Below are 26,869 nucleotides of genomic sequence, written 5' to 3'. Positions count from 1 at the left end.
GGGCTCGGTCTTGTCGAGGTCGGCGCTCATGCCGCGCCTCCCTTCGGACGGCCGATGGACAGCATGTTCGCCTTGATCTTCTGGTACGGCGTCGCCGGCAGGACACGGCTGGACCCGCGGGCGTAGTACCGCTCCACGTAGTACTGCCCGACGCTCAGGACCGACGTCATGATCAGGTACCAGGAGGCGGCGAGGAAGTACATCTCCACCGGGGCACCGGAGTTCTGGCCGATGTCCTGGGCGTACCGGAAGAGTTCGGGATACTGGACGGCCGCCACGAGCGAGGTCGTCTTCAGCATGTTGATCACTTCGTTGCCCGTGGGCGGCACGATCACCCGCATCGCCTGCGGGATCACGATCCGGCGCAGCGTCTTGGCGTGGCTCATGCCCAGGGCGTGCGAGGCCTCGGTCTGGCCCTCGTCGACCGCGAGCAGACCGGCGCGGCAGATCTCCGCCATGTACGCGGCCTCGTTGAGGCCCAGGCCGAGCAGCGCCGTCAGCAGCGGCGTCATGAAGTCCGACCAGTAGTTCTTGTAGATCGGACCGAGGTTGATGTACTCGAAGACCAGGCCCAGGTTGAACCAGAGGAACAGCTGGACCAGCACCGGGGTGCCGCGGAAGAACCAGATGTAGAACCAGGCGATCGACGAGGTCACCGGGTTCTTCGACAGCCGCATCACCGCGAGCCCGATGCCGCCGACGATGCCGATCACCATCGACAGCACCGTCAGCAGCAGCGTCTTGTAGACACCGGTCATGATCCGGTGGTCGAAGAAGTAGTCCGGCACGGCATGCCAGTTGATCTTGCCCTGGCCGAACGCGTAGACGATCGCGACCAGGATGCCGATCGCGATCAGGGCGGAGACGTACCGCCCGTAGTGCCGGACCGGGATGGCCTTGATGGGCTTCGGAGCGGCCGGGGGAGTGTCCTCGGTCCCCGGCGCTCTCTCGATGTCAGAAGTCACGGATGCTGCCTCTCAGCGACGGCGGATCCGCGGTCACTTGCCGCCGTTGATCACGGACGACTTGACGGCACCGTCCTCGGCGCCCCACTTCGTCAGGATCTTCTCGTACTCACCGCTCTTGATCACGGCGTCCATCGCGGCCTGGAGCGCGTCCCGCAGCTGGGTGTCGCTCTTGGCGACCGCGATGCCGTACGGCGCCGCCTCCACCTGCTCGCCGACCAGCTGGAAGTCCTTGCCGCCGCCGGAGGTCTTCACCGCGTAGGCGGCGACCGGGAAGTCGGAGGAAGCCGCGTCGGCGCCACCGGAGCGCAGTCGGGTCTGGGCCTGCTGGTCGTCGTCGAAGGCCTCGATGGTGATCTTCTTGCCGCCCGTACACTTCTTGGTCTCGCTCTTGGCGAGGTCCTCGGAGACGGTGCCGCGCTCGACCGCGAGCTTCTTGCCGCACAGGTCGGCCCAGGTGGCGATGTTCTCCGTGTCGCCCTTGCGCGTGTAGATCGAGACACCGGCGGTGAGGTAGTCGACGAAGTCGACGCCCTCGCCGACCTTCTTGCCCGTGTCCGGGTCGACACCGTTCTGGCGGTTCTTGTTGTCGGTCATCGCGGACATCGCGATGTCGTAGCGGTTGGAGCGCAGACCGGTGAGCAGCGCGTCGAAGGTGCCGTTCTCGAACTCGAACTTCACGCCGAGCTGCTTGCCCATCGCGTCCGCGAGGTCGGGGTCGAGGCCGACGACCTTGCCTGAGGAGTCCTTGAACTCCACCGGGGCGTAGGCGATGTCCGAACCGACCTTGACGACGCCCGCGCTGCGGATCGAGGCGGGGAGCTTGCTCGCCAGCGGCGCCGAGCTGGTGGACGCGCTGCCGGAGCCGCTGTCCTTCTTGGTCTGGTCGCCGCAGCCGGTGAGCAGCAGGGAGCCGGCGACCGCGATCGCACCGACCGCTGCCAGCCGGGTGTGCGGGGCGGTCGTACGACGGGTGGAGCGTGCGGTCATGGTGGGTTCCTCCGGCGGATGGATGGCGGTGCCGACGGGTCGACGAGAACACACACCTTCGGGTGTCGCGACCTCGTGTGATTAGGGCATCTTGCCATTCGGACTGAACCATTCAGGGGACTCGCTATGTCAAAATCGGATAACGGGTGACCCCCGAATCGCATCAGGTCGGTACATCAGGACGCCCTGATCACGGACCATCTGCTGGAATCACTCCTTCCGGCCGGAAGATCTTCGGTATGTCTCACGATGTGATCGATCATCGTTCCGCCCCCGGCCGACGAGATGTGACCTTGCGCCTATTGGACTCGTCCTGGGTGCCGTCCGTCCGGTAAGAAGGTTCTTTACACCCCTCATCCGGGGCTCAGGGCGCGTGTGCGGCGCGCCCGTCGCGCAGGTGCTCGTACGCATCAACTCTCTGGCCCTGCGCGGTGCCCGCCCACCCCTCACCAGGGAGTGGCCACCCTCAATTCAATGAAGACCTAAGGGGTAAGACAAAGTGGCAGCGGAGATCGTCAATCCTCGCAGCGACAGCAGTACGGATCAGGACGGCGGGGCCGAGCCCCTCGATTCCTTCGATCCCGCGTTCGCGCTGCACCGCGGCGGCAAGATGGCCGTGCAGGCCACCGTGCCGATCCGCGACAAGGACGACCTGTCCCTCGCGTACACACCCGGCGTCGCGCGCGTGTGCACCGCGATCGCGGAACAGCCGGAACTCGTCCACGACTACACCTGGAAGTCGTCCGTGGTCGCCGTCGTGACGGACGGTACGGCGGTGCTCGGACTCGGCGACATCGGCCCCGAGGCCTCCCTCCCCGTCATGGAGGGCAAGGCCATCCTGTTCAAGCAGTTCGGCGGCGTGGACGCGGTGCCGATCGCGCTGGACTGCACCGGCGTCGACGAGATCATCGAGACCGTGGTGCGCCTCGCCCCCTCCTTCGGGGGCGTCAACCTGGAGGACATCTCGGCGCCGCGCTGCTTCGAGATCGAGCGCAGGCTCCAGGAGCGGCTCGACATCCCCGTCTTCCACGACGACCAGCACGGCACGGCGATCGTGACGCTGGCCGCCCTGCGCAACGCGGCGAAGCTGACCGGGCGGGAGCTGGGCGACCTGCGGGGCGTCATCTCCGGCGCGGGCGCGGCCGGGGTGGCCATCGCCAAGTTCCTGCTGGAGGCCGGGCTCGGCGACGTGGCCGTCGCGGACCGCAAGGGCGTCGTCTCGCGCGACCGGGACGACCTCACGCCCGTCAAGCGGGAACTGGCCGAGCTGACGAACAAGGCGGGGCTCTCCGGGACGCTCGAAGCGGCGCTGGAAGGCGCCGACGTCTTCATCGGCGTCTCCGGCGGTACGGTCCCGGAACCGGCCGTGGCCTCCATGGCCGAGGGCGCGTTCGTCTTCGCCATGGCCAACCCGGACCCCGAGGTGCACCCGGACGTGGCGCACAAGTACGCGGCGGTCGTCGCGACGGGCCGGTCCGACTTCCCGAACCAGATCAACAACGTGCTGGCGTTCCCCGGCATCTTCGCGGGCGCGCTCCAGGTGCGGGCCTCTCGGATCACCGAGGGGATGAAGATCGCGGCGGCCGAGGCGCTGGCCGGTGTCGTCGGCGACGACCTCGCCGCGGACTACGTGATCCCGTCCCCGTTCGACGAGCGGGTCGCCCCCGCGGTCACGGCGGCTGTCGCCGCGGCGGCCCGGGCAGAGGGCGTTGCCCGACGGTAGGAACCGTGCGTGGCCCCGCCCGTTCCGGGCGGGGCCATTCTTTTTTGCCCAGCCGTACGCCCGTTCGGGTGATTGAGGGGCGGACGTTTCCTGCGGCCGGCCGGCCCGTGCGGGTCTCTCGGCTCCGGGGGTGGCAGCCTCCAGGGACGGTCACCCGAACACCCCCCGCCCCGTGGCAAGAGGGCATGTGTCACACCGCCCGGTAGTTCCCTGGTCAACCGGCGGAGCCTATCGTCAAGGTCATGTTCGCCGTCTACGCCGCCCGAATCGACCGCGACCAGCCGCTCTCCGGCCTTGAGTTGGGCGAACGTCCCGCCCCCGAGGCCCGGCCGGGCTGGAGCACCATCGATGTCAGGGCCGCCTCCCTCAACCACCACGACCTGTGGTCCCTGCGCGGCGTCGGCCTCGCCGAGGACAAGCTGCCGATGATCCTCGGCTGCGACGCCGCCGGTGTCGACGAGGACGGCAACGAGGTCGTCCTGCACTCCGTCATCGGCCAGACCGGCCACGGTGTCGGCCCCCGGGAACCCCGCTCCATCCTCACCGAGCACTACCAGGGCACCTTCGCCGAACAGGTCGCCGTCCCCACGTGGAACGTCCTGCCGAAGCCGAAGGAACTCTCCTTCGCCGAGGCCGCCTGCCTGCCCACGGCCTGGCTGACCGCCTACCGCATGCTCTTCACCAACTCCGGTGTACGACCCGGCGACTCGGTGCTCGTGCAGGGCGCGGGCGGCGGTGTCGCCACGGCGGCCATCGTGCTCGCCAAGGCGGCCGGGCTGCGGGTCTTCGCGACCAGCCGGGACGAGGCGAAGCGCAAGCGGGCGCTGGAGCTGGGCGCCCTGGAGGCGGTGGAGCCGGGGGCCCGGCTGCCGCAGCGCGTGGACGCGGTCATCGAGACCGTGGGCGCGGCCACCTGGTCCCACTCGGTCAAGTCGCTGAAGCCCGGCGGCACGCTCGTCATCTCCGGTGCCACGAGCGGCGACCGCCCCTCGCACGCCGAACTGACCCGCATCTTCTTCCTCGAACTCAAGGTCGTCGGCTCGACGATGGGCACCAAGGACGAGCTGGAGGACCTGCTCGCCTTCTGCGCCGCGACGGGTGTCCGCCCGGTCATCGACGAGGTGTTCCCGCTGGACCGGGCCCGCGAGGGCTTCGAACGCCTCGACTCCGGCGACCAGTTCGGCAAGATCGTGCTCACGAACGGCTAGCGGCTCCGTCCGCTCCGCTTCACTGCTTCCGAGCTTCCACGGCCGGTCCGGTCTCCCGGGCCGGCCGTTGTCGTGGTCTCGCGCCGCCCCGCTCGGCCTCACGCCGTCTCATGTCAACTTTGGTTGACAGGTGCGGGTGTGTCAACGTAAGTTGACGTCATGACCGAAGCAACGGATCTCGCCGAGCGGGCGGGTGACCGCGATCCACGGGTCGGCCTCCGTGCCGTGTCCGCGCTGCGCAAGCTGGTGGAGCAGCTGGAGGCGGTACAGGTGCGCAGCGCGCGCAACCAGGGCTGGTCGTGGCAGGAGATCGCCGCGGAACTCGGAGTCAGCAGGCAGGCCGTCCACAAGAAGCACGGGAGGCAGTGATGTTCGAACGGTTCACGAAGGACGCCCGCGCCGTGGTCCAGGGCGCGGTGGAGCACAGCGAGCGGTCGGGTGCCGGCTCCGTAGAGGCCGAACATCTGCTGCTGGCCCTCCTCGACCGCGAGGGCAGCCGGGCCTCCTTCACCCTGACCGCCCTCGGCCTCACCACCGAAGACCACAAGCAGTCCCTACGGCGGGCCCTGGGCGACGCGCGCCGAAGGGCCGGGCTCTCCCAGGCCGAGACCGACGCCTTGGCCGGGCTCGGGATCGACGTCTCGGAGATCGTCGCCCGGGTCGAGGCGGCGCACGGTGCCGGGGCGTTGTCCGGGGACCGCAGGAGCGGGGAGCGGTGGTCGGGCCGCCGCACCTTCGGCCGCGGCGCCAAGAACGTCGTGGAGAAGTCCCTGCGCATCGCCGTGGCCCACCACGACGGCCACATAGGCGACGAGCACTTCCTCCTCGCCCTGACCGTCCTCCCCGGCGTGCCCGGTGAGGTGCTCGCCGATCACGGGGTGACCCACGAGGCGGCGACCCGGGTGCTGTACGGCGGGGGAGAGGCGAAGGCGGGCTGAGCGGGCGGGGGCGGTGCGCCTGGGCCCGATGCCGGGGCGCACCATCCGCACCTGTGCCTCACCGCGTCCGCTCAGGCCCTGCGGCTGCCGCGCAGTATCGCCCCGATGTGTGCCGCCGCCGCGGACAAGTGGCGTCGGGTGTCGCGGAGTTGGTCCTCGGTGACACCCCGGTCGCGGGCCGCGTCACGGATGTCGTCGCGGAAGCGGTCGAGCAGCCGGTCCAGATCGCGGGCCGGGTCGCCGGTGGAGTCCTCGTGCGCCCAGGCCGGTTCGTACTCCGCGGGGAAGTCCTCAGGCGTCTGGCTGTACTCGGGCGCCGACGCCCCCGGAGCCGTAGCCCCCGGTGCGGGTGCCGAAGCCGACCTGCCCGCACCCGGCCGCCCCCCGAACCCGAAGTCCTTGCCGAACTCCTTCCCGAAGTCCCCGAACTCCTTGGCCAGTTCGGTCAGGCTCTCCCGTACGCCCGTGGGCCAGTCGCCGCGCGCGAAGTGGTCCTGTGCGTGCTCCTGGACCTGGCGGCCGATGCGCTGCATCTCCTCCTGGGCCTGCGCCCACGCGCGCGCCTGCGCCTCCTTGGCCTGGCGCCGGGCCTGCTGGGCCTCCTCGCGGGCCCGCCTGCTCTCGTCCTTGGCGCGCCGGGCCTGCTCCTTCCACTCCTGCTTTGCGCGGCGCATCTCCTCCTTGGCGGCGCGCCACGACTCCTTGTCGCCGAAGTCCGTGAAGTCCCCCGCGGCGCCCTCGTGTTCGCCGCCGCGAGCCCGCGCGCCGCCGGTGCCCCGCCGGGCCTCGGAGGCCGCCGCGCGCATCTCGCGCCGCAGATCGCCCGCCGCGCCCCGGACGTCGGCCCTGATCTCGGCGGCCAACTCGGCGACGGACTCGCGGATCTCCAGCTCCAGGTCGGCCAACTCGCCGCTGCGGTCGGCCAGTTCGGCGCGGCCGGCGTCCGTGATGGCGTACACCTTCCGGCCGCCCTCGGTGGTGTGGGTGACCAGGCCCTCGGCCTCCAGCTTGGCCAGCCGCGGGTAGACGGTGCCGGCCGACGGCGCGTACAGCCCCTGGAAGCGCTCCTCCAGGAGACGGATGACCTCGTAGCCGTGGCGGGGGGCCTCGTCCAGCAGCTTCAGCAGGTAGAGGCGGAGGCGGCCGTGGGCGAAGACGGGAGGCATGTCAGAGCACCTTCTTGTCGGTCGTACCGTCGGCCTCGGCGCTGCCGGAGGCGTCGTCCGGGCCGGAAACGGAATTGTCCCCCGAGTCGCTTTGAACCTCGTCCACTGGATCGACGGGCGTACCGGTCACACTGCCCTCGGTGCCCCGCCCGCTTGCCTGGCCGCCGCCCCGAAAGGTGTCCTGGACGTCCCCTTCCCCTTCCCCTTCCTCGTCCTCGTCCTCCGCGACCGGGCGGCGGAGCAGGGCGATGGAGCCGGAGACGGTCGTCGCGCGCAGCTTCCCGGTGCCCGCGCCGAGACGGCCGGTGATCTTGTGGGCACCCCACTGGCCGTGCACCCGCAGCCCGTCGAAGGCGTTGGAGATGGAACCGCTCGCCGTGTTCGCCTCGACGTCCGCGTCCGCCGGATGCGGCAGCCGGATGGCGATCTCGCCCGAGACATTGGTCAGCCGGACATCGGTCGGGCCGTCCGGGTCGAGGTCCACGATCATGGAGCCGCTCACCGACTCGGCGCGCACGGAGGTCCCCGAACCCTCGACGACGGTGAGATCGCCGGAGACGGAGTTGAACCGGAGGTCGCCGGTGACGGCCTGGGCCTCCAGATTCCCCGAGACCGTGTCGGCACGGACCGGCCCGGAGAGGCTGACGAGGGTCGTGTCGCCGGTGACACCGCGCACCACCGAGGGCCCGCTGATCCCGGAGACGACAGCGGCGGCTCCGACCACCCCGACCTCGACCCGGGTGCTCGCCGGAACGGTCAGCGAGACCACCGCGCTGCGCCGCCAGCCCTTGCGGTCGAGCCACTTGAGGAAGCCCTTCCAGGGCAGGTCCTCGTACGCCACCGTGAGCGTGCCGTGCTGCTGGGTCACCACCAGGGGCGGCCCGTCGATCTCGGAGATTTCGAGGCGGGCGGAACCCTCGTCCGTGCCCACGACGTTCACTGTTCCGTTGACGATGCGCACATGGAGATCGCTCACGGGCTCGTCGAACGTGAGCTTCCTGGGCTCTGCGACGGACCACTCGGACATGATGCAGACCTCCTCGATCGAACCGCGCGGGACGGTACGGGACCATCGGAAACGACGCGCCATATCGCGTCTTCCAAGAAACACGATATATCGCGGATGCGGAAAGTCAAGACACTTGCCCCGCCCGCTCAACGACCGGCGGAAACGGGCGTATTGCCCTAGCGTGTGACCATGTCCATGGAGAAGTCCCAGGTCGGACGCCGGGCCGGTGCCGGTCCAGGCGCGCTGCTGCTCTGCCGCGCGGAGGCGGGTTCCGTCGCTCCGGCGGCCCAGCTGCTCCGCGAACGCATGCTGCTGACCGGCGCGGGCGAGGGCTGGAGCGTGCTCGTCCCCGAGGGCAAGCCCTGGCTGCACGGCGACGAACCGGTCGACCGCGTCCTCACCGGCTGGGCCGCCGCGCTCGCGGTCGGCGCGCCCTGGCCCGTGCTCGCCCTGTGGTGGGACGCCGACCGGGCCGGTTACACCCTGGCCTCGGGCTTCCGCCGTCCGGTCGGCTATGTCTGGCTCGCCGACGGCACTCCGGCGGGCGAGGACGAGGCCATGCGCACGTTCGCCGCCCGCCTGGGCCTGGACCCGGTACTGGACCTGGAGTCCCTCGACGCCCTCACGAAACCGGACCCGGAGGCCGACGCGCGCACCCGCCTGCGGGGCCTCCTGGCGGTCCTCACGCGCGCGGGAGTCGCCCTGCCGACAGGCCTCACCCCCGGTGAACCGGCCGACCGCCTCCGCGAGATCGCCCGCATCCGCCCGGACGCCCGGCAGATCGAGCGCTCGGGCTGGCGCGAGGTGGTCCGCACGGAGTTCGAAGCGGTCGACCACAGCCGCCTGGGCCCCTTGCTGCCCTGGTCCGGCACCCCCGCGGCCCGCGCCCTGTCCCTGACCCAGCTGACGACGGGCCTCCCGCTCACGGCCTGGGGCCTACGACGCCGCAGCGCGGGCTGGACCGCCGCGGGGGCGCTGCTCCTGGCCCACGGCGCGCTCGGCGCCGTCTGCGAACTGACCCGCCCGCGCGACTGACGCAGCGGCGGGACCCGGCGTCGTCGGAACAGATACGAGAACGGTGGGAACGGGAGTGGCTACTCGTCGTCGTCCTCGTCGTCCAGCCGGGCCAGCCAGGTCGCCAGGCGTTCCACCGGGACCTCGAAGTCCGGGTTCAGGTCGACGAAGGTCCGCAGCTGCTCGGCGAGCCACTCGAAGGTGACCTCTTCCTCGCCGCGCCGCTTCTCCAGTTCCTCGATGCCACGGTCCGTGAAGTACATGGGTCAAGGATAAGTGCGCGCAAACGGCCGGGCCGCACCCCCGGAAGAGGGGGTGCGGCCCGGCCGCGTGCGGTGGTCCGGGGCGGTCAGGCCTCGAACACCTCCCGCACCAACTGCTCCTGCTCCGCCTGGTGCCGCTTCGCGGAACCCACCGCCGGGGAGGACGAGTGCGGGCGGGAGATCCGCCGCAGTCGCTCGCCGTGCGGGACGTCCGCGCCGACCGCGAGGTCCAGGTGGTCGATCAGGTTGAGGGCGATGAACGGCCAGGCACCCTGGTTCGCCGGCTCCTCCTGGGCCCACAGGTACTTCTCGACGTTCGGGTACTTGTTGACCTCCGCCTGGAGCTCCGCACCCGGCAGCGGGTACAGGCGCTCGACGCGGATGATCGCCACGTCCGTGGTGCCGCGCTTGGCGCGCTCGGCCTCAAGGTCGTAGTACAGCTTGCCGGTGACGAAGACGACCTTGCGGACGGCCGCCGGGTCCGTCACGGTCTCGTCGCCGATGACCGGGCGGAACTGGCCCGTGGTGAACTCCTCCGTCTTCGACGCGGCGGCCTTCAGGCGCAGCATCGACTTCGGGGTGAAGACCACCAGCGGCTTGTGGTGCGGGTTGTGCACCTGCCACCGCAGGAGGTGGAAGTAGTTCGAGGGCAGCGTCGGCATCGCGACCGTCATGTTGTTCTGCGCGCACAGCTGGAGGAAGCGCTCCACGCGGGCCGAGGAGTGGTCCGGGCCCTGGCCCTCGTAGCCGTGGGGGAGGAGCAGGGTGACGCCGGACGTCTGGCCCCACTTCTGTTCCGCCGCCGAGATGTACTCGTCGACCACGGACTGCGCGCCGTTGACGAAGTCGCCGAACTGCGCCTCCCACATCACCAGCGCGTCGGGGCGGGCCAGCGAGTAGCCGTACTCGAAGCCCATGACCGCGTACTCGGAGAGCAGCGAGTCGTAGACGTTGTAGCGGGCCTGCTCCTCGGAGAGGTACTGGAGCGGGGTGTAGTCCTCGCCCGTCTGGCGGTCGATGAGGACCGCGTGGCGCTGGCCGAAGGTGCCGCGGCGGGAGTCCTGGCCGGAGAGGCGGACCGGGGTGCCCTCCAGGAGGAGGGAGCCGATGGCGAGGGTCTCGCCCATGCCCCAGTCGATCGTGCCGTCCTCGACCATCGCCGCCCGGCGCTGGAGCTGGGGCAGCAGGCGCGGGTGGACGTGGAAGTTGTCCGGGATGTTGACCTGGGACTCGGCGATCCGCTTGACGACCTCCGAGGAGATCGCGGTGGAGACGGCGACCGGGAACTCGGCCTGCGGGTCCGACATCGGGGCGGCGCCGGGCTGGGCCGTCGCCTCGCGGACCTCGGTGAAGACCTTCTCCAGCTGGCCCTGGTAGTCCTGGAGGGCCTGCTCGGCCTCTTCCAGGGTGATGTCGCCGCGACCGATGAGGGACTCGGTGTACAGCTTGCGCACCGAGCGCTTCTTGTCGATCAGGTCGTACATCAGGGGCTGGGTGAAGGCCGGGTTGTCCGACTCGTTGTGACCGCGGCGGCGGTAGCAGATGAGGTCGATCACCACGTCCTTGTTGAACGCCTGGCGGAACTCGAAGGCCAGGCGCGCGACGCGGACCACGGCCTCCGGGTCGTCGCCGTTCACGTGGAAGATCGGGGCCTCGATCATCCTCGCCACGTCCGTCGCGTACATCGACGAGCGCGAGGACTCGGGGGCCGCGGTGAAGCCGACCTGGTTGTTGATGACGATGTGGACCGTGCCGCCGGTGCGGTAGCCGCGCAGCTGCGACATGTTCAGGGTCTCGGCCACCACGCCCTGGCCCGCGAAGGCCGCGTCACCGTGCAGGGCGACCGGCAGGACCGTGAAGTCCGTGCCGCCCTTGTTGATGATGTCCTGGCGGGCGCGGACGATGCCCTCGATGATCGGGTCGACCGTCTCCAGGTGGGACGGGTTCGCCGCGAGGGTGACCTTGATCTGCTCGCCGTCCAGGCCGGTGAAGGTGCCCTGGGCGCCCAGGTGGTACTTCACGTCGCCGGAGCCGTGCATCGACTTCGGGTCGAGGTTGCCCTCGAACTCGCGGAAGATCTGGGCGTACGACTTGCCGACGATGTTCGCCAGGACGTTCAGGCGGCCTCGGTGGGCCATGCCGATGACGACCTCGTCGAGGCGCGACTCGGCCGCGCTGTCGATGACCGCGTCCAGCAGCGGGATGACCGACTCGCCGCCTTCGAGGGAGAAGCGCTTCTGGCCGACGTACTTCGTCTGGAGGAAGGTCTCGAAGGCCTCCGCCGCGTTCAGCCGGCGCAGGATGCGCAGCTGCTCCTCGCGCTCCGGCTTGGAGTGCGAGCGCTCGATGCGGTCCTGGATCCACTTGCGCTGCTTGGGGTCCTGGATGTGCATGAACTCGATGCCGGTGGTGCGGCAGTACGAGTCGCGCAGCACGCCGAGGATGTCGCGCAGCTTCATCAGGGACTTGCCGGCGAAGCCGCCGACCGCGAACTCCCGCTCCAGGTCCCACAGGGTGAGGCCGTGCTCGGTGATGTCCAGGTCGGGGTGCTTGCGCTGGCGGTACTCCAGCGGGTCGGTGTCGGCCATGACGTGGCCGCGGACCCGGTAGGAGTGGATCAGCTCGAAGACGCGGGCGGCCTTCGTCACGTCGTTGTCGTGCGACGCGTCGATGTCCTTGAGCCAGCGGACCGGCTCGTAGGGGATGCGCAGCGACTCGAAGATCTCGTCGTAGAAGCCGCTCTCGCCGAGCAGGAGGTTGGCGACGATCCGCAGGAACTCGCCGGAGGCGGCGCCCTGGATGACCCGGTGGTCGTAGGTCGACGTGAGCGTCATGACCTTCGAGATGCCGAGCTTGTTCAGGGTGTCCTGGGAGGTGCCCTGGAACTCCGCCGGGTAGTCCATCGAGCCGACGCCCATGATGACCGACTGACCGGGCATCAGACGGGGGACGGAGTGGACCGTGCCGAGGCCGCCGGGGTTGGTCAGGGAGACCGTCACGCCGGTGAAGTCGTCCATCGTCAGCTTGCCGTCGCGGGCGCGGCGGACGATGTCCTCGTAGGCCTGCCAGAACTCGAAGAAGTTCAGCGTCTCGGCCTTCTTGATGCCGGCGACGACGAGCTGGCGGTCGCCGTTGGGCTTCACCAGGTCGATGGCGAGACCGAAGTTGACGTGCTCCGGCTTGACCAGGGTCGGCTTGCCGTCCTTCTCCTGGAAGGAGTAGTTCATGGACGGCATGGCCTTGATGGCCTGCACCATCGCGTAGCCGATGAGGTGGGTGAAGGAGATCTTCCCGCCCCGGGCGCGCTTCAGGTGGTTGTTGATGACGATGCGGTTGTCGAAGAGCAGCTTGACCGGGACCGCGCGCACGGACGTGGCCGTGGGGACCTCGATCGAGGCGTTCATGTTCTTCGCGACCGCGGCGGCGGGGCCGCGCAGCGTCACGTACTCGGGACCGGCGGGTGCCTCGGTCGCGGGCGCGGCCTTCTTCGGCGCGGCGGCCGGAGCAGGAGCCGGAGCCGGTGCCGCGGCCTTCGCGGGGGCCGGGGCGGCGACGGGAGCGGGAGCCGGGGCCGGGGTGGCGGCTGCGGGCGCGGGGACCGCCGGGGCGGCGGGCGCGGCCGGGGCCACGGGTGCCGCCTGCGCCGGGGGTGTGGAGGTCCCTGCGGCCCCCGTGGCCGCAGCACCCGCCGAGGTCGAGGTCGGGGCGGCGGCCGCGCCCGGCTTGTAGTCGGCGAAGAAGTCCCACCAGGCTCGGTCTACCGAGTTCGGGTCCTGGAGGTACTGCTGATAGATCTCGTCGACGAGCCACTCGTTGGGCCCGAACGCGGCGGCGGGATTCTTACCCGCGGCTTGGTCGGACTCGGTCGAGATGGTCGAGTTACTGGGGGACTGTGACGACACGGCGGCAACCGCCCTCTTCCGCTTCACAAGGTGATGGACAGCGGGAATTAAGGCTACGCCCCCATGACGGCCAAGGTCAGGTCGGGCCGGTCCATCGTCGCGTAAGTCACACCGGAAAGTGTGTTTCAGGGCCTGAAATGGCGGGAAACAAGCGTGGTTCCGCTACAGATGGGGTGTCTCGGTGCGGACCGGGCGCACGAACGGCGCGGGCCTGTGCCTGATCACACGTGTCCGTCAGCGCGGACCGCCGTGGATCTTGGGGCTCCGGGTCGAACTTTACGTCAACTTGGCACGGATGACAGTCCCGGAAGGGTGACGATAATCCGGCAGCCACGCTCGGATTCGGCCACTCCGATCCGGCCGCCGTGCAGATCCACCGCCCAGCGGGCGATCGCCAGGCCGAGGCCCGTACCGCCGTCGCTGCCGGGCCCGTGCGGCGCGCTCACCGCTCCCCGGTTGAACCGCTCGAAGATGTGCGCCCACTGCGCCTGCGGGATGCCGGGCCCCTCGTCCAGGACCTCCAGCTCCAGCGACTCAGGCAGCGACCCGCGCCGCGCCTTGACCGTCACGCGCCCGTGCGCCGGGCTGTGCTTCACCGCGTTGTCGATGAGGTTGGCGACGACCTGGTGGATGCGCTCCGGGTCGGCGCGCGCGGTCAGCTCCGGCGGGGACACGTCCAGATGCAGATGGACGTCGGTGCGGGTGTGACTGCCCGAGCCGGACGCGATGCCCCCGCGCGCGGAGGCGACCATGTTGGCCTCCTTGAGCACGCCCGAGAGATACGGCCACACCTCGAAGCGGCGGGTCTTCAGGGGGACGACGCCGTTGTCCAGCCGGGAGAGGTCGAGCAGGGTCTCGACGAGCCGTCCGAGCCGCTCGGTCTGCTTCAGCGCCGTCCGCATGGTCTCCGGGTCGGCGGCCGAGACGCCGTCGACGACGTTCTCCAGCACGGCGCGCAGACCCGCGATGGGGGTGCGCAGCTCGTGCGAGACGTTCGCGACGAGTTCCTTGCGCTGGCGCTCCTGGGCCTCCAGCTCGTCGGCCATGACGTTGATCGTGCCGGCCAGGTCGCCCAGTTCGTCACGGCGGTTCTCGCGCACCCGGCGCGTGTAGTCGCCGCGCGAGATGGACCGAGCCACCGTGTTCATCTCGTCCAGCGGCGCGGTGAGCGAATGGGCCACGAACTGCGTTATCAGCAGTGTGGCGATCATCGAGAAGACCGTGATGAAGCGCAGCTCCGTCGCCGTGCGCATGGCGATCATCATCAGACCGGTGGTGATGAGCACCGAGATGACGACCAGCGCGCCCAGCTTGGTCTTGATCGAGAACGGGCGTACGCCGCCCCAGGGCTCCCCGGGACTCCTCCGTGACGTCGGCCCGCCGCTCATGGCGTCGGAGTCTCCAGCGCGTAGCCGACACCGTGCACCGTGCGGATCCGCTCGGCGCCGATCTTCCGGCGCAGCGCCTTGATGTGGCTGTCGACGGTGCGGGTGCCGGAGGCGTCCGCCCAGTCCCACACCTCGGCGAGCAGCTGCTCGCGCGAGAGCACGGCACGCGGGGTGTTCGCCAGGCACACCAGCAGGTCGAACTCGGTGGGCGTGAGATGGACGTCGTCGCTGCGCACCCGTACCCGGCGCTGCGCGTGGTCGATCTCCAGCTCGCCCAGGCGCAGGATGCCCGAGCGGGGGGTGGAGGCGGCCACCACGGCACGCTCCACGCGGCGCAGCAGGACGTGCACCCGCGCGGCCAGCTCCCGCATGGAGAACGGCTTGGTCATGTAGTCGTCGGCGCCGACCCCGAGCCCGACCAGCATGTCGGTCTCGTCGTCGCGCGCGGTGAGCATCAGCACCGGCACCGGACGGGCGGCCTGCACCCGGCGGCAGACCTCCAGGCCGTCGAAGCCGGGCAGCATGATGTCGAGGATCAGCAGGTCGGGCTGCCATGCCTCGGCGGTGTCGACGGCCGACGGCCCGTCGCCCGCGGTTTGCACGAGGAATCCCTCGGCACGCAAACGGGCCGCGATGGCGTCGACGATCGTCGGATCGTCCTCGACCACGAGCACCCGGCGCTGTGCGCCCGGTGTGGCCGTGGCCGTGCCGTTGTGGGAGGTGTGTGTCTGCTCCATCGCCCGCCCCTGAAGTGTGCTTTCCGGAACCAGTGGGGTGATCCCATGACTGCGCTTGACGCTTGAATGATCCGCGTCAGGCAAGCAGGGTACGGGCACGCGCAACCCCTTTGCTATCCAGGTCGGACGGCGAGGTGCACGACGTCGGGAACTCCTCGGGCAACGGGGATCTCTTCGGTACGCACCTGTTGGAACCCGGCATTCCATAAGGTTCGCTCAAATTCCGGAGAGGGCTGCGCCGACCATACGGCGAGCACCCCGCCGGGCCTCAACACCCTTGCGCAGCTTGCCAGTCCGGCCGGTGAGTAGAGGGTGTCGTTGCTGTCGGTGACGGTCCAGCCGGGCCCGTTGTCGATGTCGAGGCAGAGCGCGTCGAAAGTGGCGCATGTCTCATTGACGAATGCGACCAGGTCCGTTTTCAGAATCTCGGTCCGTGGATCGGCCAGCGCGGACGCGGAGAGCGCCGACAGCGGTCCCGAGCGGTGCCACTCGACGATCGCGCTCTCGCGCTCGACCACCGTGATCCGGCCCCAGCGCGGGTCGGCGGCGGCGTGCGCGAGCGAGAAGCCCACGCCCAACCCGCCGATCAGCACGTCGGGTTGGGGGCGCCCGTCGAGCGCGCTGTACGCGGCGTCGATCAGCAGCCGCTCCGAGCGCCCGTCCGAAGTGTCCATCAGGAAGCACCCGTTGGCGATGATCTGCAACAACTCCCCGTGCCGGCGCAGCACCACCTCGCCGTGGGGGCCCTCGCGACGGTCCAGGACGACGGGATGGTCGTACGCGGTGGTCATGTCCGCACGGTACCCGCGGACGCCTGTGAAAGCTTTCGGGTTGCTGTGAATCGGTCCTTGCGTGGCGTCGGTCATAGACAGCGACAGGTGGGACGGCGAAGTGTGGGGTGAAACGGAAGGAGTCCCGCACGGTGGAACGGACCGCGACGGCCGATACCCAGGTCTCCGCCACGCCTCCCGTCGAGGAGGACTCCACGCTGCTGGACGCGATGCCGAGACAGCGGGAAGTACCGGACACGGCAGGCGAGTTGGAGCTGCTTCCGGTGCCGTTCCCGGCTCCGGTCCAGGGTCGGGCGGCCGTGTCCGTCTCGGCGTCCACCCCCGCCGTGCCCCGGGAGTCCCGCGTCCCGGGCCTGCTGCGCCTCCTGCGCCCCTGGCGGGTGCTGCCCACGCCGACCGGAACGCCGTTCACTTTCGGTTACGGGACGGTGCTGGTCGCCACCTCGCTCGTCGCGCAGTACGCCGGTCCCACGCTGGTGGGCCGCTTGCACCAGGCCTCCAGCACCGATGTCACCCACCTGCTCCGCGACCCGTTCCTCGTGCTGGTCACCAGCGCGCTGTGGATCGTCGGCGGGGTGCTGTCGCCTTACGCGATCCTCTTCCTGCTGGTGCTGACCGCGCTGGAGCGGCGGATCGGCGGGGTGCGGGCCGCCGGGGTGTTCCTCAGCGGGCACATCCTGGCGACGCTGGCGACCGAGGGCACCGTGGGTCTCGCCGTGCTCGTGGGACACCTGCCCGACACCTCGCTGCACCGCCTCGACTACGGCATCAGCTTCGGCGTCGCCGCGAGCACGGGAGCCCTGGCGGGTCTGCTCAGGCCCTGGCTCGGGCTGCCGCTGCTCGCCCTGTTCGGCTGGAGCCTGGTCTCGGACCTGCTCGCGTTCACCGACCCCATGACGAACTGGGGCCATCTGATCTCGCTCGCGATAGGCGTCGCGACCTGGCCGCTGATACGGCGTCGGCAGCGGGCCGGCCGGATGATCCGGCTGGCTCCGGTCGAACTGCCCCGGGCCGGGACGGGCCGGGCCTGACTCCCCGCCTGTCCGGCGGGCACCACCAAGTCGCTCTTCCTGTACGGCGGTTGCTCCGCGCGTCCGGGCCGGGGGCGGGTGCGGGACGGGCATCGTGCCGGTTCCCCCGACGCCACCCCGGCCGCCGCGCCGCTCTCCTGACGGGCCTGGTGGACGAGGAGGCGCGCGGTGAGCCGCCGGCGTTGTCGCGCCGGACGGGCGCTTTCGGCGCGTGCCGCGTGCCGCATGCCGCTCGTCTTCGGCCGGGAGGTCCGGCCCGCGCCCGGAGGCCGTCGGACGGGCGGTCGTCGCCCGGCTCTGACGCCCCGCCCGGCCGGGCCGAGGAGAGCGGGCCCGAGGTCGACGTGACCGTTGGGACAGACGTCGGAGGTCTCCCGGTCGGGACAATGTCGGGCCGGGGGTGTAGCAATGGTGTCGACAGCCGAGCGCGGTCCTGGACGGGGGAGGTCCCGGTGACGGAGACGGTCGCAGTACGGCGGATCGAGCGGGCGATCACGGCAACCGGCCTTGTGGTGGCGGGAGTTGCTCAGGACCAGTGGGCGAACCCCACCCCGTGCGCGGAGTGGGACGCCCGAGCCGTCCTCAACCACATGGTGGGCGGGATGCACATCTTCGCCGCCGAACTGAACGGCACCGATCCGGGCGCCGAGCACGAGTCCGACTGGCTGGGCGGGGATCCCCGGGGCGCCTACGAGCAGGCGTCCGAGACCGACCGCGCGGCCTGGAACCGGCCCGGCGCCCTCGATACCGTCGTCCACATCTCGCTCGGTGCGCTGCCCGGCCCGACGGCCGCGCTGATCCACTTCACGGAGGTCTGCGTCCACGGCGTGGACCTGGCGGTCGCGACGGGCCGACAGGCTCTGGTGGACGAGGACCTGTGCGGGGAACTGCTCGCGGTGATGCACGGCCTGGGCGGTTTCGACGCGTACCGCGTGCCGGGCGTCTTCGGCCCCGAGGTCCGGCCCGCGCCCGGAGCGGCCCCGCACGCGCGGTTGCTGGCCTACCTGGGCCGTACGGTCGCCTGATCCGGCCGCTTCGTCCGAGGCGCGCGGTCGAGCATCTCGGAGGGGGAGCGGGAGCGGGAGCGCGCGCGGGTGGCCGGGTCCCGGGAAGCACCCGCCCGGTCTCCGTGTTGACCTGCATGGACGGAGGCCCCTTTCGCCGATCGCTCACGGCGAACAAGCGGTGGGGAACAATCGAAGGCGCTCAAGCATTGAGTCGGCATAGCTCAACTTGACTGCCTAAGGGGAGATCATGGCTTCGACGTCCACACCGCTCACCCTGCCCGTGCTGCCGCTCGACGACGAGGTCGTGCTGCCCGGAATGGTGGTTCCGCTGGACCTGAACGACACCGATGTACGCGCCGCCGTGGAGGCCGCCCAGGCCGCCGCGCGGACCGAGCCCGGGAAACCCAAGGTCCTGCTGGTGCCACGCATCGACGGGACATACGCGAGCACGGGTGTGCTGGGCACCGTGGAGCAGGTCGGCCGGCTGGCCGACGGCGACCCGGGCGCGCTGATCCGCGGCCGTAGCCGCGTGCGCATCGGCGCGGGCACCACCGGCCCCGGTGCCGCGCTCTGGGTCGAGGGCACCGCGCTCGACGAGAACCTGCCCGAGCCCTTGCCCGGCTCTGTCTCCGAGCTGGTGAAGGAGTACAAGGCGCTGGCCACGGCATGGCTGCGCAAGCGCGGGGCCTGGCAGGTCGTGGACCGCGTGCAGGCCATCGACGACGTGTCCACGCTCGCCGACAATTCCGGTTACTCGCCCTTCCTGACCACCGAACAGAAGATCGAGCTGCTGGAGACCGCCGACCCGGTGGCCCGGCTGAAGCTCGCCACCCAGCAGCTGCGCGACCACCTCGCCGAGCAGGACGTCGCCGAGACCATCGCCAAGGACGTGCAGGAAGGCGTCGACAAGCAGCAGCGCGAGTTCCTGCTGCGCCGCCAGCTCGAAGCCGTCCGCAAGGAGCTGCGCGAGCTGAACGGCGACTCCGCCAAGGACGGCGAGGAGTCCGACGACTACCGCGCCCGCGTCGAGGCCGCCGACCTTCCCGAGAAGGTCCGCGAGGCCGCCCTCAAGGAGGTCGACAAGCTGGAGCGCTCCTCCGACCAGTCGCCCGAGGGCTCGTGGATCCGTACCTGGCTGGACACCGTCCTCGAACTCCCGTGGAACGAGCGGACCGAGGACGAGTACGACATCCGGGGCGCCAAGGCGGTCCTCGACGCGGAGCACGCCGGTCTGGAGGACGTGAAGGCGCGCATCACCGAGTACCTGGCCGTGCGCAAGCGCCGCAGCGAGCGCGGGCTCGGTGTGGTCGGCGGGCGGCGCGGCGGTGCCGTGCTGGCCCTGGTCGGTCCGCCCGGCGTCGGCAAGACCTCGCTCGGCGAGTCCGTCGCGCACGCCATGGGACGGAAGTTCGTGCGGGTCGCGCTCGGCGGGGTCCGGGACGAGGCCGAGATCCGGGGCCACCGGCGTACGTACGTCGGCGCGCTGCCCGGCCGTGTCGTCCGCGCCATCAAGGAGGCCGGGTCCATGAACCCGGTCGTCCTGCTCGACGAGATCGACAAGGTGGGGTCCGACTACCGGGGCGACCCGGCCGCCGCGCTCCTCGAAGTGCTCGACCCCGCGCAGAACCACACCTTCCGTGACCACTACCTGGAGGTCGAACTCGACCTGAGCGACGTGGTGTTCCTGGCGACGGCCAACGTGCTCGAAGCCATCCCGGAGGCGCTGCTCGACCGGATGGAACTGGTCCGGCTGGACGGCTACACCGAGGACGAGAAGGTCGTCATCGCCCGTGACCACCTGCTCCCGCGCCAGCTGGAGCGGGCCGGCCTCAAGGACGACGAGGTCGTCATCGACGAGAGCGCCCTGCGCAAGCTGGCCGGCGAGTACACCCGCGAGGCCGGTGTCCGCACCCTGGAGCGGTCGGTCGCCCGGCTGCTGCGCAAGATCGCGGCGCAGCACGAACTGGGCGAGCGGGAGCTGCCGTTCACCGTCACGGACGCCGATCTGCGCGGTCTGATCGGGCGCCCGCACCACGTGCCCGAGTCCGCCCAGGACCCGGCCGAGCGCCGTACGGCCGTGCCCGGTGTCGCCACCGGACTCGCGGTCACCGGCGCCGGAGGTGACGTCCTCTACGTCGAGGCGTCGCTCGCCGACCCGGAGACCGGCGCGGCCGGTCTGACCCTGACCGGCCAGCTCGGTGACGTGATGAAGGAGAGCGCGCAGATCGCCCTGTCGTTCCTGCGCTCGCACGGCGCCGAACTGGAGCTGCCCGTCGCCGACTTGAAGGACCGGGGCGTGCACATCCACTTCCCGGCGGGCTCGGTGCCCAAGGACGGCCCGAGCGCGGGTGTCACGATGACGACGGCCCTCGCGTCGCTGCTCAGCGGCCGGCTGGTCCGTACGGACGTGGCGATGACCGGTGAGGTCTCGCTGACCGGCCGGGTGCTGCCGATCGGCGGGGTGAAGCAGAAGCTGCTCGCCGCGCACCAGGCGGGCGTCACCACGGTGATCATCCCGAAGCGCAACGAGCCCGACCTGGACGACGTCCCGGCCGAGGTCCTGGACAAGCTCGACGTCCACGCGGTGACGGACGTCCGCCAGGTCCTGGAGCTGGCCCTGTCGCCCGCGACGAACGGCGCCACCCCGGAGGTTCCGGTGGCGGCGTGACGGACGCCACCGGTCAGGTGAAGGCCCGGGTCCCGTTCCATCGGGGCCCGGGCCTTCGTCGTACGCAGGTGCCACCCTGCGAAATACTGGCGAAGCCGTGGTGACTTTCACGATCAGGAAAGCGGAGCATGGGTGCTGACGTGTACAAGGACGAGGACAGAGGCGACAGCGGGACCCCGGATCCGGATCCCGAATACCTGTCGCTGGAACGCGAGTTGACGTTCCTCCTCCGGCGGGCGAGGGCCAACCAGGGCGAGATGGCCCGAGCGGTCCACCCCGACCTGGAGTCCGCCGCGTACGGCCTGCTGGTCCGGCTGGACGAGTACGGGCGGCAGCGGGCCACCGAACTCGCCGCCTACATCGGCGTCGGCAAGGCCACCATGTCCCGCCAGCTGCGCGCCCTGGAGGAGCTGGGCCTGATCTCCCGCGAGCCGGACCCGGCGGACGGCCGCGCCTGGCTGGTCGACCTCACCGACGAGGGCCGGCGCCGGGTCGTGCACGTCCGCGAGGCCCGGCGGGCCCGCTACGTCAGCCAGCTCTCCCACTGGGACCGCCGCGAGGTCGCCGAACTCGCCCGGCTGCTCCACCAGTTGAACGGCGTCATGGAGAAGTGAGCCCCGAGCCGAAGCACCCCGCGCCGAAGCACCCCGCGCCGAACCGGCGGTAGGCGGCGGCTCACAGCTCGACGTACACGACCGTCGCGTCGTCGTGCGTCTTGCTCCGGCGCAGATACGTCCGCGCCTCCTCGTCGGCCCGCTCCAGCGCCCGCACTCGGCTCACCAGCTCCGCCGCCCCCTCCTTGCGGACCAGGGCGAGACACTCCGCCCAGTCGCCCTGCCCGAACTTCTCCACCCACCTCGTCGCCCCGTCCGTCAGGGCGGCGAAGGCACGCACCCCGGCACGGGGGAGCGAGCCGGTCACCGCTCGCTCCGAGACCGACGGATCGGCGGCGGCCGTGAAGAAGCCGCCCTCCTTGTTACGGAGCGTGGCGTCGATCAGCGCGTCCGTGGCGAGCGCGGCCCGCGGCAGCCGCGACAGACGGTCGTCGAGTACGGCGGTCACCTCGCCGGCCGGCGGGTCGAGGAGCAGGGCGGAGTCCGAAAGGACCAGATATTCGATCTCCTCCGGGGACCAGCGGGCCAGCACCACTGTTGCCTGTGGGGTGCGCGGGTGAGAAAGGTCACAGGTGCCGGAGTGGGCCTCGGATGTTCGGAGGATCGCCCGGGAGAGAATCTCCGCCAGCGTCAGATCCCGGCAGGAAACGGTCAGTTCGGTCAGCGCGCCGCCCAGCCGCGCGGTGTACCAGGGGACCGGATGCAGACAGCCCGTCTCGCCCCTCGGCGGAGTCACTCCGTCCAGGACGATCAGCGAACCGCCCTGTCCCGAGGCCGGAAGGCCGACACTCGCGAAGTCCTCGTTGGCGCGGCCCGGGTCGCCGGGCTCCGACACAAGTTCCGTACGCATTCGGCCAGTCTGCACGACCTCTTCACAGACCTCGCAAAACGTTGGCACTGATCACCGAATCGGTGCAGTCGTGCAGGTCAGACGCCTGGTTTGCGGTGGAATGGATCACTCCGGGAATGCGTGGCGGCGAATCCTGCCAAAGCCCGCCGCTCACGTCCAACCGGCGCGGCGCGCGAGGGCGCGGGACGGGCCGCCGGAACTTGCCCGCCAACTCCCCAACGGGGTTCACTCCTTCGGGTGGCGGCCCGGACGATGCGCGACCGCTGCCCACCGGCACTGGGAGGGTCGCCGTACCGGGATGACGGAGCGTCACCCGGCCCCATGGGTATCACGAGTCAGGAATGCGAGCACCGGTGCAGAAAAAGCGGCCTCGGCGCACAGCCAAGCAGACGGCCCCCCAGGGGGGCGCCACCGGTGCCGTCACGCCCGACCCCGCGGGCAAGGGGCGCAGTACCCACGTCCGCAACCGGCTCATCGTCGCCGTGGCCGTCGTGGCCGCCGCCATCGCCGCGGCCGGGGCCCCCTCCCTCATCACCGCCTCGGGCCAACTCCACGACTCCCAGAACCTGGTGACGCTCGCCGAGCAGACCCAGGACGCCCTGTCGCTGGCCCACTCGCTCGCCGACGAGCGCGACGAGGTCACCTCGTACATCGCCGCCGGGCGCCCCAAGTCCCAGGCCCCCGACGAGGACCGCAGCGCCCGCGTCGACCGGCAGGTCGACGAACTCCGCGCCGACACCGACATCTCCGCCGCGCTCCGCTCCGACCTCGACGTCGTCGCCGCCGTACGCCGGGCCGCGCTCACCGGGCAGAGCAGCGCCCTGGAGGCGCATGTCGCCTACTCCGGCGCCATCACCGAACTGCACCGGCTCGCCGACCAGCTGGCCGAGCGGATGCCGCCGCGGGCCGGGTCCGGCGCCTACGCGCTCGCCGAACTCGACGCCGCCGTCCAGCAGGCCGCCGCCGCCCGCGGACTGCTGCTGGCCGCCCTGAACGTGCCGAGCAGCACCCAGACCGTCATCAGCCCCACCACCGGTCTCCCCGTCACCGAGAAGACCTCGACGGCCGCCCAGACCAAGCAGCGCGACGCCCTCAGCGCCGCCGCCCAGCAGGCCCGGCTGCGCTCCGACGCGGCCCTCGCCGACTTCCGCGACACGGCGACGAAGACGGCCGTCGCGGGCTACGACTCCACGGTCACCGGACCCGAGGTCAACACCGCCGAGAAGTACCTCTCCTCCCTCACCGACCAACCCACGCTGTCCGACAGCGAGTTGGAAACCAGCACCAAGAAGCTCGACGCGGCGCTCTCGGCCCGGGTGGACCTGATGCGCGGCGAGGAGTCCGCCCTCTACGAGCACCGCTCCAAGGACCTCGCCCAGCTCCGCGACGACGACGTCACCGCGCTGGAGCTGCGCGTCGCGATCCTCGGCGCCCTCATGCTGCTCGCCGTCGGCATCGCCACCGCCATGGCCCGCACGCTCACCCGTCCGCTGTCGGTGCTGCGCCGGGGTTCCGCCCGGCTGGCCGGCGCCGAGGACCCGGCGGCCGAGGAAGCCATCAAGTTCACCGGCCGCAACGACGAGTTCGCCCAGGTCGTCCGCTCCGTGAACGCCCTGCACGCGCACGCCGTCGCCCTCCACGAACGCATCGCCACCCTGGAGGCCGACCGCAAGCACCTGGTCGGCCAGCGCCAGCGGATGGCCGACGCCCGCGAGGAGCTGCGCGCCGAAGTCACCGACTCCACCGACCAGTTGGAGCGCCTGCGCACCAGCATCGGCGGCACCTTCGTCAACCTCGCGCTGCGTACCCTCGGCCTTGTCGAGCGCCAACTCGCCGTCATCGAGGGCCTGGAGGAGCGCGAGCAGGACCCCGACCGGCTCTCCACCCTCTTCAAGCTCGACCACTTCGCCACGGTCATGCGCCGGCACAGCGAGAACCTCCTCGTCCTGGCCGGCACCGAGCACGTCCAGCAGCACGCGGGCCCCGTCCCGCTGGTCGACGTCGTCCGGGCGGCCGTCAGCGAGATCGAACGCTACGAACGCGTCCGCATCTCCGCGCTCCCGCCGCACGCGCACGTGGCGGGCTTCGCGGCGGACGACCTGAGCCACCTCCTGGCCGAACTCATGGAGAACGCCAGCTCGTTCTCCCCGCCCGACGCCCCGGTCGAGATCTCCGGCTGGCTCCTGGAGAACGGCGAGGTCATGCTCTCCGTCCAGGACGAGGGCATCGGCATGACCGACGAGCGCATGACCCGCCTCAACGCCCGCCTCACCGAGTTCGACCCGCACTCCCCCTACGACCAGGAGGGCGAGGAGGGCCTCGGCCTCGGCCTGTACGTCGTGGCCCGGCTGGCCCACCGCCACGGCGTCCGCGTCCAGCTCCGCGACCAGAAGCAGGGCGGCATCGCGGCCGTCGTGGTCCTCCCGGGCCCGCTCCTGGCGGCGGCCCCGATGACGGCCGTACCGACGACCGCGCCGGCGGCCGGGAGCGCGCACTCCTACTCCCTGCCCGGCGCGGCGGCCGAGGTCAACTCCAATGTCCTGCACGGCCGTTCGAAGCCGGACGAGGATCCTCTCGTGGCGCTCGCGGAGAAGGCGGCGGAACAGGCGCAGGAGCAGGCGGCGGAGGCCGCGGCCGGGCGGGCCGTACGGGAGACCCCGGCGGAGACGACCATGGAACTCCTCCTGCCGCTGGCCGCGGAGGACCCGGCGGCCGCCGACGGCGAGGCCGAGGCCGAGCACACCCGGCCGGACGAGGACCCCGTCACCGACAAGGGCCTCCCCAAACGCACCCCCAAGATCACCCAGCCCGCACAAGCCCCACGCAAGCGGACCGGCACCGTGGACGCCGAAGCCCTGCGCCGCAGACTCGGCGGCTTCCGCGCGGGAGCCTCCGCCGGCTACCGCGACGTAGAGGCGGAGATCGCCGAACGGACCGGCCAGAACCCGGTCCCGGCGCCGCGCGGCGTGACCGCACCATCCGAAGAAACCACGGGGGGCACCGTCGAGGAGGCAAGCAGTTGACCGCGCCCAGTACCTTCGGACTGAGCAGTGAAGCCCGCAACCTGCACTGGCTGCTGAGCAACCTCGTCGAGGAAGTGCCCGGCATCCAGTCCGTCGCCGTCGTCTCCTCGGACGGCCTGCTGCTCCTCTCCTCCGACCCGGACCGCAACGAGCAGGCCAGAGAGGCCCTCGACACCAGGCGCAGCAGCCCGCGCGGCTCCTCCGCCGACCTCGCCACCATCGTCTCCGGCATCGGCAGCCTCACCATCGGCGCCGCCAAGCTGATGGACTCCGGCTCGGTCAAGCACACCATGGTCGCGATGGAGGAGGGCAGCCTGTTCGTGATGTCGATCAGCGACGGTTCGCTGCTCGGTGTGCACGGCTCCGCGGACTGCGACATGAGCGTCGTGTCGTACCACATGGCGCTCTTCGTCGGCCGGGCCGGCCATGTGCTGACCCCCGAACTCCGCAGTGAGCTGCGGAAGTCCCTCGAAGACGCGTCCGCGGAGAGTGCCCGATGACCGGCGGCGGCAGTACGCCGAACGGGCTTCCGGTGCGCGGCGGTGACCGCAAACCCGCCCGGGTGCGCCCCTACTCGCTCACCGGCGGCCGGACCCGCTTCGGCCATGTCCTCCTGGTGGAGACCTTCGTGGCGGCGCTCGAAGCCCCCGAGGAACGCCGGGAGTTGACGAACGGTTCGCTGGAGACCCGGGTCATGCCGGAGATGCGCGCCATCGTCGAACTCTGCCGCCGTATGCGCACGGTGGCCGAGATCGCCGCGCTGCTGAAGATGCCGCTCGGCGTGGTCCGCGTGCTCCTGAGCGATCTCGCGGACCAGGGAAAGATCCGTGTGTACGGAACCGGGACCGGTCACGGCCCGGGCCGTCCTGACCGCGCTCTGCTGGAAAGGGTGCTGAGTGGACTCCGTCGTCTCTGACGCCGCCGCCTACGGCGTCTCCCCGCTCCTCGACGACGAGGAGCAGCCGCGGGCCTGGCAGTTGGACCGCACCCGCGCGCCGGTCGCCACGAAGATCGTGGTGGCCGGTGGTTTCGGTGCCGGCAAGACCACCATGGTGGGCGCCGTTTCCGAGATCCAGCCCCTCCAGACGGAGGCGCTGATGACCGAGGCCAGCGAGGAGACCGACGACCTCACGGGCACTCCGGACAAGACGACCACCACGGTCGCCATGGACTACGGCCGCCTCACGCTCGACGACGACCTGGTGCTGTACCTGTTCGGCACGCCCGGCCAGCAGCGGTTCTGGTTCATGTGGGACGACCTGGTGCGCGGCGCGATCGGCGCCGTCGTCCTCGCCGACACCCGCCGCCTCAAGGACTGCTTCCCCGCGCTCGACTACTTCGAGAGCTGCGGGCTGCCGTACGTCGTGGCGGTCAACCACTTCGACGGCAGTGAGCGCTTCGACCCGGAGGACGTGCGGGAGGCATTGACGATTCCCGCGCACATACCTGTAATGATCATGGATGCGCGGCGGCGGATCTCGGCCATCGAGACGCTGCTCGCGCTCGTCGGCCACGCGCTGGACGCCACCCCCGAGTAGCCCCCCGAGCAGTCATCGATCCGCTGATCGAGCCGTCATCGAGC

Annotated in this window: 23 protein-coding genes; 13 read left to right on the top strand and 10 right to left on the bottom strand. The window is 70.8% G+C overall.

Annotated features, from left to right (window positions below; all coding sequences use genetic code 11):
* Window positions 1-26 precede the first annotated feature (26 nt).
* Window positions 27-965, bottom strand: coding sequence for an amino acid ABC transporter permease (locus ACIQPR_RS00885; protein ID WP_403639925.1), 939 nt, complete (start codon window positions 963-965; stop codon window positions 27-29).
* A 33-nt stretch (window positions 966-998) separates the two neighbouring features.
* Complete coding sequence (locus ACIQPR_RS00880) at window positions 999-1,955, bottom strand: ABC transporter substrate-binding protein (RefSeq protein WP_403639922.1); 957 nt, start codon at window positions 1,953-1,955, stop codon at window positions 999-1,001.
* A 499-nt stretch (window positions 1,956-2,454) separates the two neighbouring features.
* Here ACIQPR_RS00880 and ACIQPR_RS00875 point away from each other — a divergent pair, with 499 nt between their 5' ends.
* The 4 genes from ACIQPR_RS00875 to ACIQPR_RS00860 all read left to right on the top strand — a co-directional run bounded on the left by ACIQPR_RS00875 (window position 2,455) and on the right by ACIQPR_RS00860 (window position 5,824).
* Window positions 2,455-3,678: an NADP-dependent malic enzyme gene (locus tag ACIQPR_RS00875; protein ID WP_403639918.1), complete on the top strand. Its 1,224-nt coding sequence runs from the start codon at window positions 2,455-2,457 to the stop codon at window positions 3,676-3,678.
* A 242-nt stretch (window positions 3,679-3,920) separates the two neighbouring features.
* Window positions 3,921-4,886, top strand: a complete 966-nt coding sequence (locus ACIQPR_RS00870; RefSeq protein WP_403639915.1) for a zinc-binding dehydrogenase — start codon at window positions 3,921-3,923, stop codon at window positions 4,884-4,886.
* Between the two features lie 159 nt (window positions 4,887-5,045).
* Window positions 5,046-5,255 (top strand): helix-turn-helix domain-containing protein, encoded by a 210-nt coding sequence (locus ACIQPR_RS00865; protein WP_399114652.1) that lies wholly within the window; start codon window positions 5,046-5,048, stop codon window positions 5,253-5,255.
* Entirely contained in the window at window positions 5,255-5,824 is a 570-nt protein-coding gene (locus ACIQPR_RS00860; protein ID WP_403639912.1) for a Clp protease N-terminal domain-containing protein, read from the top strand. Before ACIQPR_RS00865 ends, ACIQPR_RS00860 begins: the two co-directional genes overlap by 1 nt.
* 71 nt (window positions 5,825-5,895) lie before the next feature.
* Here ACIQPR_RS00860 and ACIQPR_RS00855 read toward each other — a convergent pair whose 3' ends face one another.
* Together ACIQPR_RS00855 and ACIQPR_RS00850 are read right to left on the bottom strand one after the other, a co-directional pair.
* A complete protein-coding gene (locus ACIQPR_RS00855; RefSeq protein WP_403639908.1) occupies window positions 5,896-6,990 on the bottom strand; it encodes a helix-turn-helix transcriptional regulator in 1,095 nt (364 codons plus the stop codon).
* A gap of 1 nt (window position 6,991) precedes the next feature.
* A complete protein-coding gene (locus ACIQPR_RS00850; protein WP_403639905.1) occupies window positions 6,992-8,017 on the bottom strand; it encodes a DUF4097 family beta strand repeat-containing protein in 1,026 nt (341 codons plus the stop codon).
* Between the two features lie 171 nt (window positions 8,018-8,188).
* Between ACIQPR_RS00850 and ACIQPR_RS00845 the strand changes: the two genes are divergently transcribed.
* Complete coding sequence (locus ACIQPR_RS00845; RefSeq protein WP_403639902.1) at window positions 8,189-9,034, top strand: hypothetical protein; 846 nt, start codon at window positions 8,189-8,191, stop codon at window positions 9,032-9,034.
* A 59-nt stretch (window positions 9,035-9,093) separates the two neighbouring features.
* Here ACIQPR_RS00845 and ACIQPR_RS00840 read toward each other — a convergent pair whose 3' ends face one another.
* The 5 genes from ACIQPR_RS00840 to ACIQPR_RS00820 all read right to left on the bottom strand — a co-directional run bounded on the left by ACIQPR_RS00840 (window position 9,094) and on the right by ACIQPR_RS00820 (window position 16,094).
* Window positions 9,094-9,276 (bottom strand): DUF6104 family protein, encoded by a 183-nt coding sequence (locus tag ACIQPR_RS00840; protein ID WP_019075209.1) that lies wholly within the window; start codon window positions 9,274-9,276, stop codon window positions 9,094-9,096.
* An 86-nt stretch (window positions 9,277-9,362) separates the two neighbouring features.
* A complete protein-coding gene (locus ACIQPR_RS00835) occupies window positions 9,363-13,178 on the bottom strand; it encodes a multifunctional oxoglutarate decarboxylase/oxoglutarate dehydrogenase thiamine pyrophosphate-binding subunit/dihydrolipoyllysine-residue succinyltransferase subunit (RefSeq protein WP_403639899.1) in 3,816 nt (1,271 codons plus the stop codon).
* Window positions 13,179-13,459: 281 nt separating this feature from the next.
* The gene (locus tag ACIQPR_RS00830; protein ID WP_403639897.1) at window positions 13,460-14,566 is read right to left on the bottom strand and encodes a sensor histidine kinase; all 1,107 of its coding nucleotides are present in this window, start codon (window positions 14,564-14,566) and stop codon (window positions 13,460-13,462) included.
* Window positions 14,563-15,303, bottom strand: a complete 741-nt coding sequence (locus tag ACIQPR_RS00825) for a response regulator transcription factor (protein WP_399114636.1) — start codon at window positions 15,301-15,303, stop codon at window positions 14,563-14,565. Before ACIQPR_RS00825 ends, ACIQPR_RS00830 begins: the two co-directional genes overlap by 4 nt.
* A gap of 113 nt (window positions 15,304-15,416) precedes the next feature.
* Window positions 15,417-16,094 carry a spermidine synthase gene (locus tag ACIQPR_RS00820; RefSeq protein WP_403639894.1) on the bottom strand — a complete coding sequence of 226 codons (678 nt, stop codon included), beginning with the start codon at window positions 16,092-16,094 and terminating at the stop codon, window positions 15,417-15,419.
* 131 nt (window positions 16,095-16,225) lie between these two features.
* Between ACIQPR_RS00820 and ACIQPR_RS00815 the strand changes: the two genes are divergently transcribed.
* From ACIQPR_RS00815 to ACIQPR_RS00800, 4 genes are all read left to right on the top strand, one after another.
* Window positions 16,226-17,125 (top strand): rhomboid-like protein, encoded by a 900-nt coding sequence (locus ACIQPR_RS00815; RefSeq protein WP_403639892.1) that lies wholly within the window; start codon window positions 16,226-16,228, stop codon window positions 17,123-17,125.
* A gap of 452 nt (window positions 17,126-17,577) precedes the next feature.
* A complete protein-coding gene (locus tag ACIQPR_RS00810; protein WP_403639889.1) occupies window positions 17,578-18,150 on the top strand; it encodes a TIGR03086 family metal-binding protein in 573 nt (190 codons plus the stop codon).
* A 229-nt stretch (window positions 18,151-18,379) separates the two neighbouring features.
* Window positions 18,380-20,800, top strand: coding sequence for an endopeptidase La (gene lon / locus ACIQPR_RS00805; RefSeq protein WP_403639886.1), 2,421 nt, complete (start codon window positions 18,380-18,382; stop codon window positions 20,798-20,800).
* A 128-nt stretch (window positions 20,801-20,928) separates the two neighbouring features.
* Window positions 20,929-21,414 carry a MarR family winged helix-turn-helix transcriptional regulator gene (locus tag ACIQPR_RS00800; RefSeq protein WP_403639882.1) on the top strand — a complete coding sequence of 162 codons (486 nt, stop codon included), beginning with the start codon at window positions 20,929-20,931 and terminating at the stop codon, window positions 21,412-21,414.
* Between the two features lie 61 nt (window positions 21,415-21,475).
* Here the strand turns inward: ACIQPR_RS00800 and ACIQPR_RS00795 are convergent, their stop codons facing one another.
* On the bottom strand, window positions 21,476-22,264 hold the full coding sequence (locus tag ACIQPR_RS00795; protein WP_403639880.1) for a hypothetical protein: 789 nt from the start codon (window positions 22,262-22,264) through the stop codon (window positions 21,476-21,478).
* A 353-nt stretch (window positions 22,265-22,617) separates the two neighbouring features.
* Between ACIQPR_RS00795 and ACIQPR_RS00790 the strand changes: the two genes are divergently transcribed.
* The 4 genes from ACIQPR_RS00790 to ACIQPR_RS00775 are packed head-to-tail and all read left to right on the top strand — an operon-like array spanning window position 22,618 to window position 26,825.
* Window positions 22,618-25,287 carry a nitrate- and nitrite sensing domain-containing protein gene (locus tag ACIQPR_RS00790; RefSeq protein WP_403639877.1) on the top strand — a complete coding sequence of 890 codons (2,670 nt, stop codon included), beginning with the start codon at window positions 22,618-22,620 and terminating at the stop codon, window positions 25,285-25,287.
* The gene (locus ACIQPR_RS00785) at window positions 25,284-25,787 is read left to right on the top strand and encodes a roadblock/LC7 domain-containing protein (RefSeq protein ID WP_403639874.1); all 504 of its coding nucleotides are present in this window, start codon (window positions 25,284-25,286) and stop codon (window positions 25,785-25,787) included. Before ACIQPR_RS00790 ends, ACIQPR_RS00785 begins: the two co-directional genes overlap by 4 nt.
* The gene (locus ACIQPR_RS00780) at window positions 25,784-26,203 is read left to right on the top strand and encodes a DUF742 domain-containing protein (protein ID WP_403639871.1); all 420 of its coding nucleotides are present in this window, start codon (window positions 25,784-25,786) and stop codon (window positions 26,201-26,203) included. Before ACIQPR_RS00785 ends, ACIQPR_RS00780 begins: the two co-directional genes overlap by 4 nt.
* On the top strand, window positions 26,184-26,825 hold the full coding sequence (locus ACIQPR_RS00775) for a GTP-binding protein (RefSeq protein ID WP_403639868.1): 642 nt from the start codon (window positions 26,184-26,186) through the stop codon (window positions 26,823-26,825). Before ACIQPR_RS00780 ends, ACIQPR_RS00775 begins: the two co-directional genes overlap by 20 nt.
* Window positions 26,826-26,869 lie beyond the last annotated feature (44 nt).

This window comes from Streptomyces sp. NPDC091280 (genome assembly GCF_044768565.1).
Lineage (GTDB): Bacteria > Actinomycetota > Actinomycetes > Streptomycetales > Streptomycetaceae > Streptomyces.
Note: the sequence above shows the minus strand (reverse complement) of the source record. Positions and strands in the feature narration are given on the sequence as shown.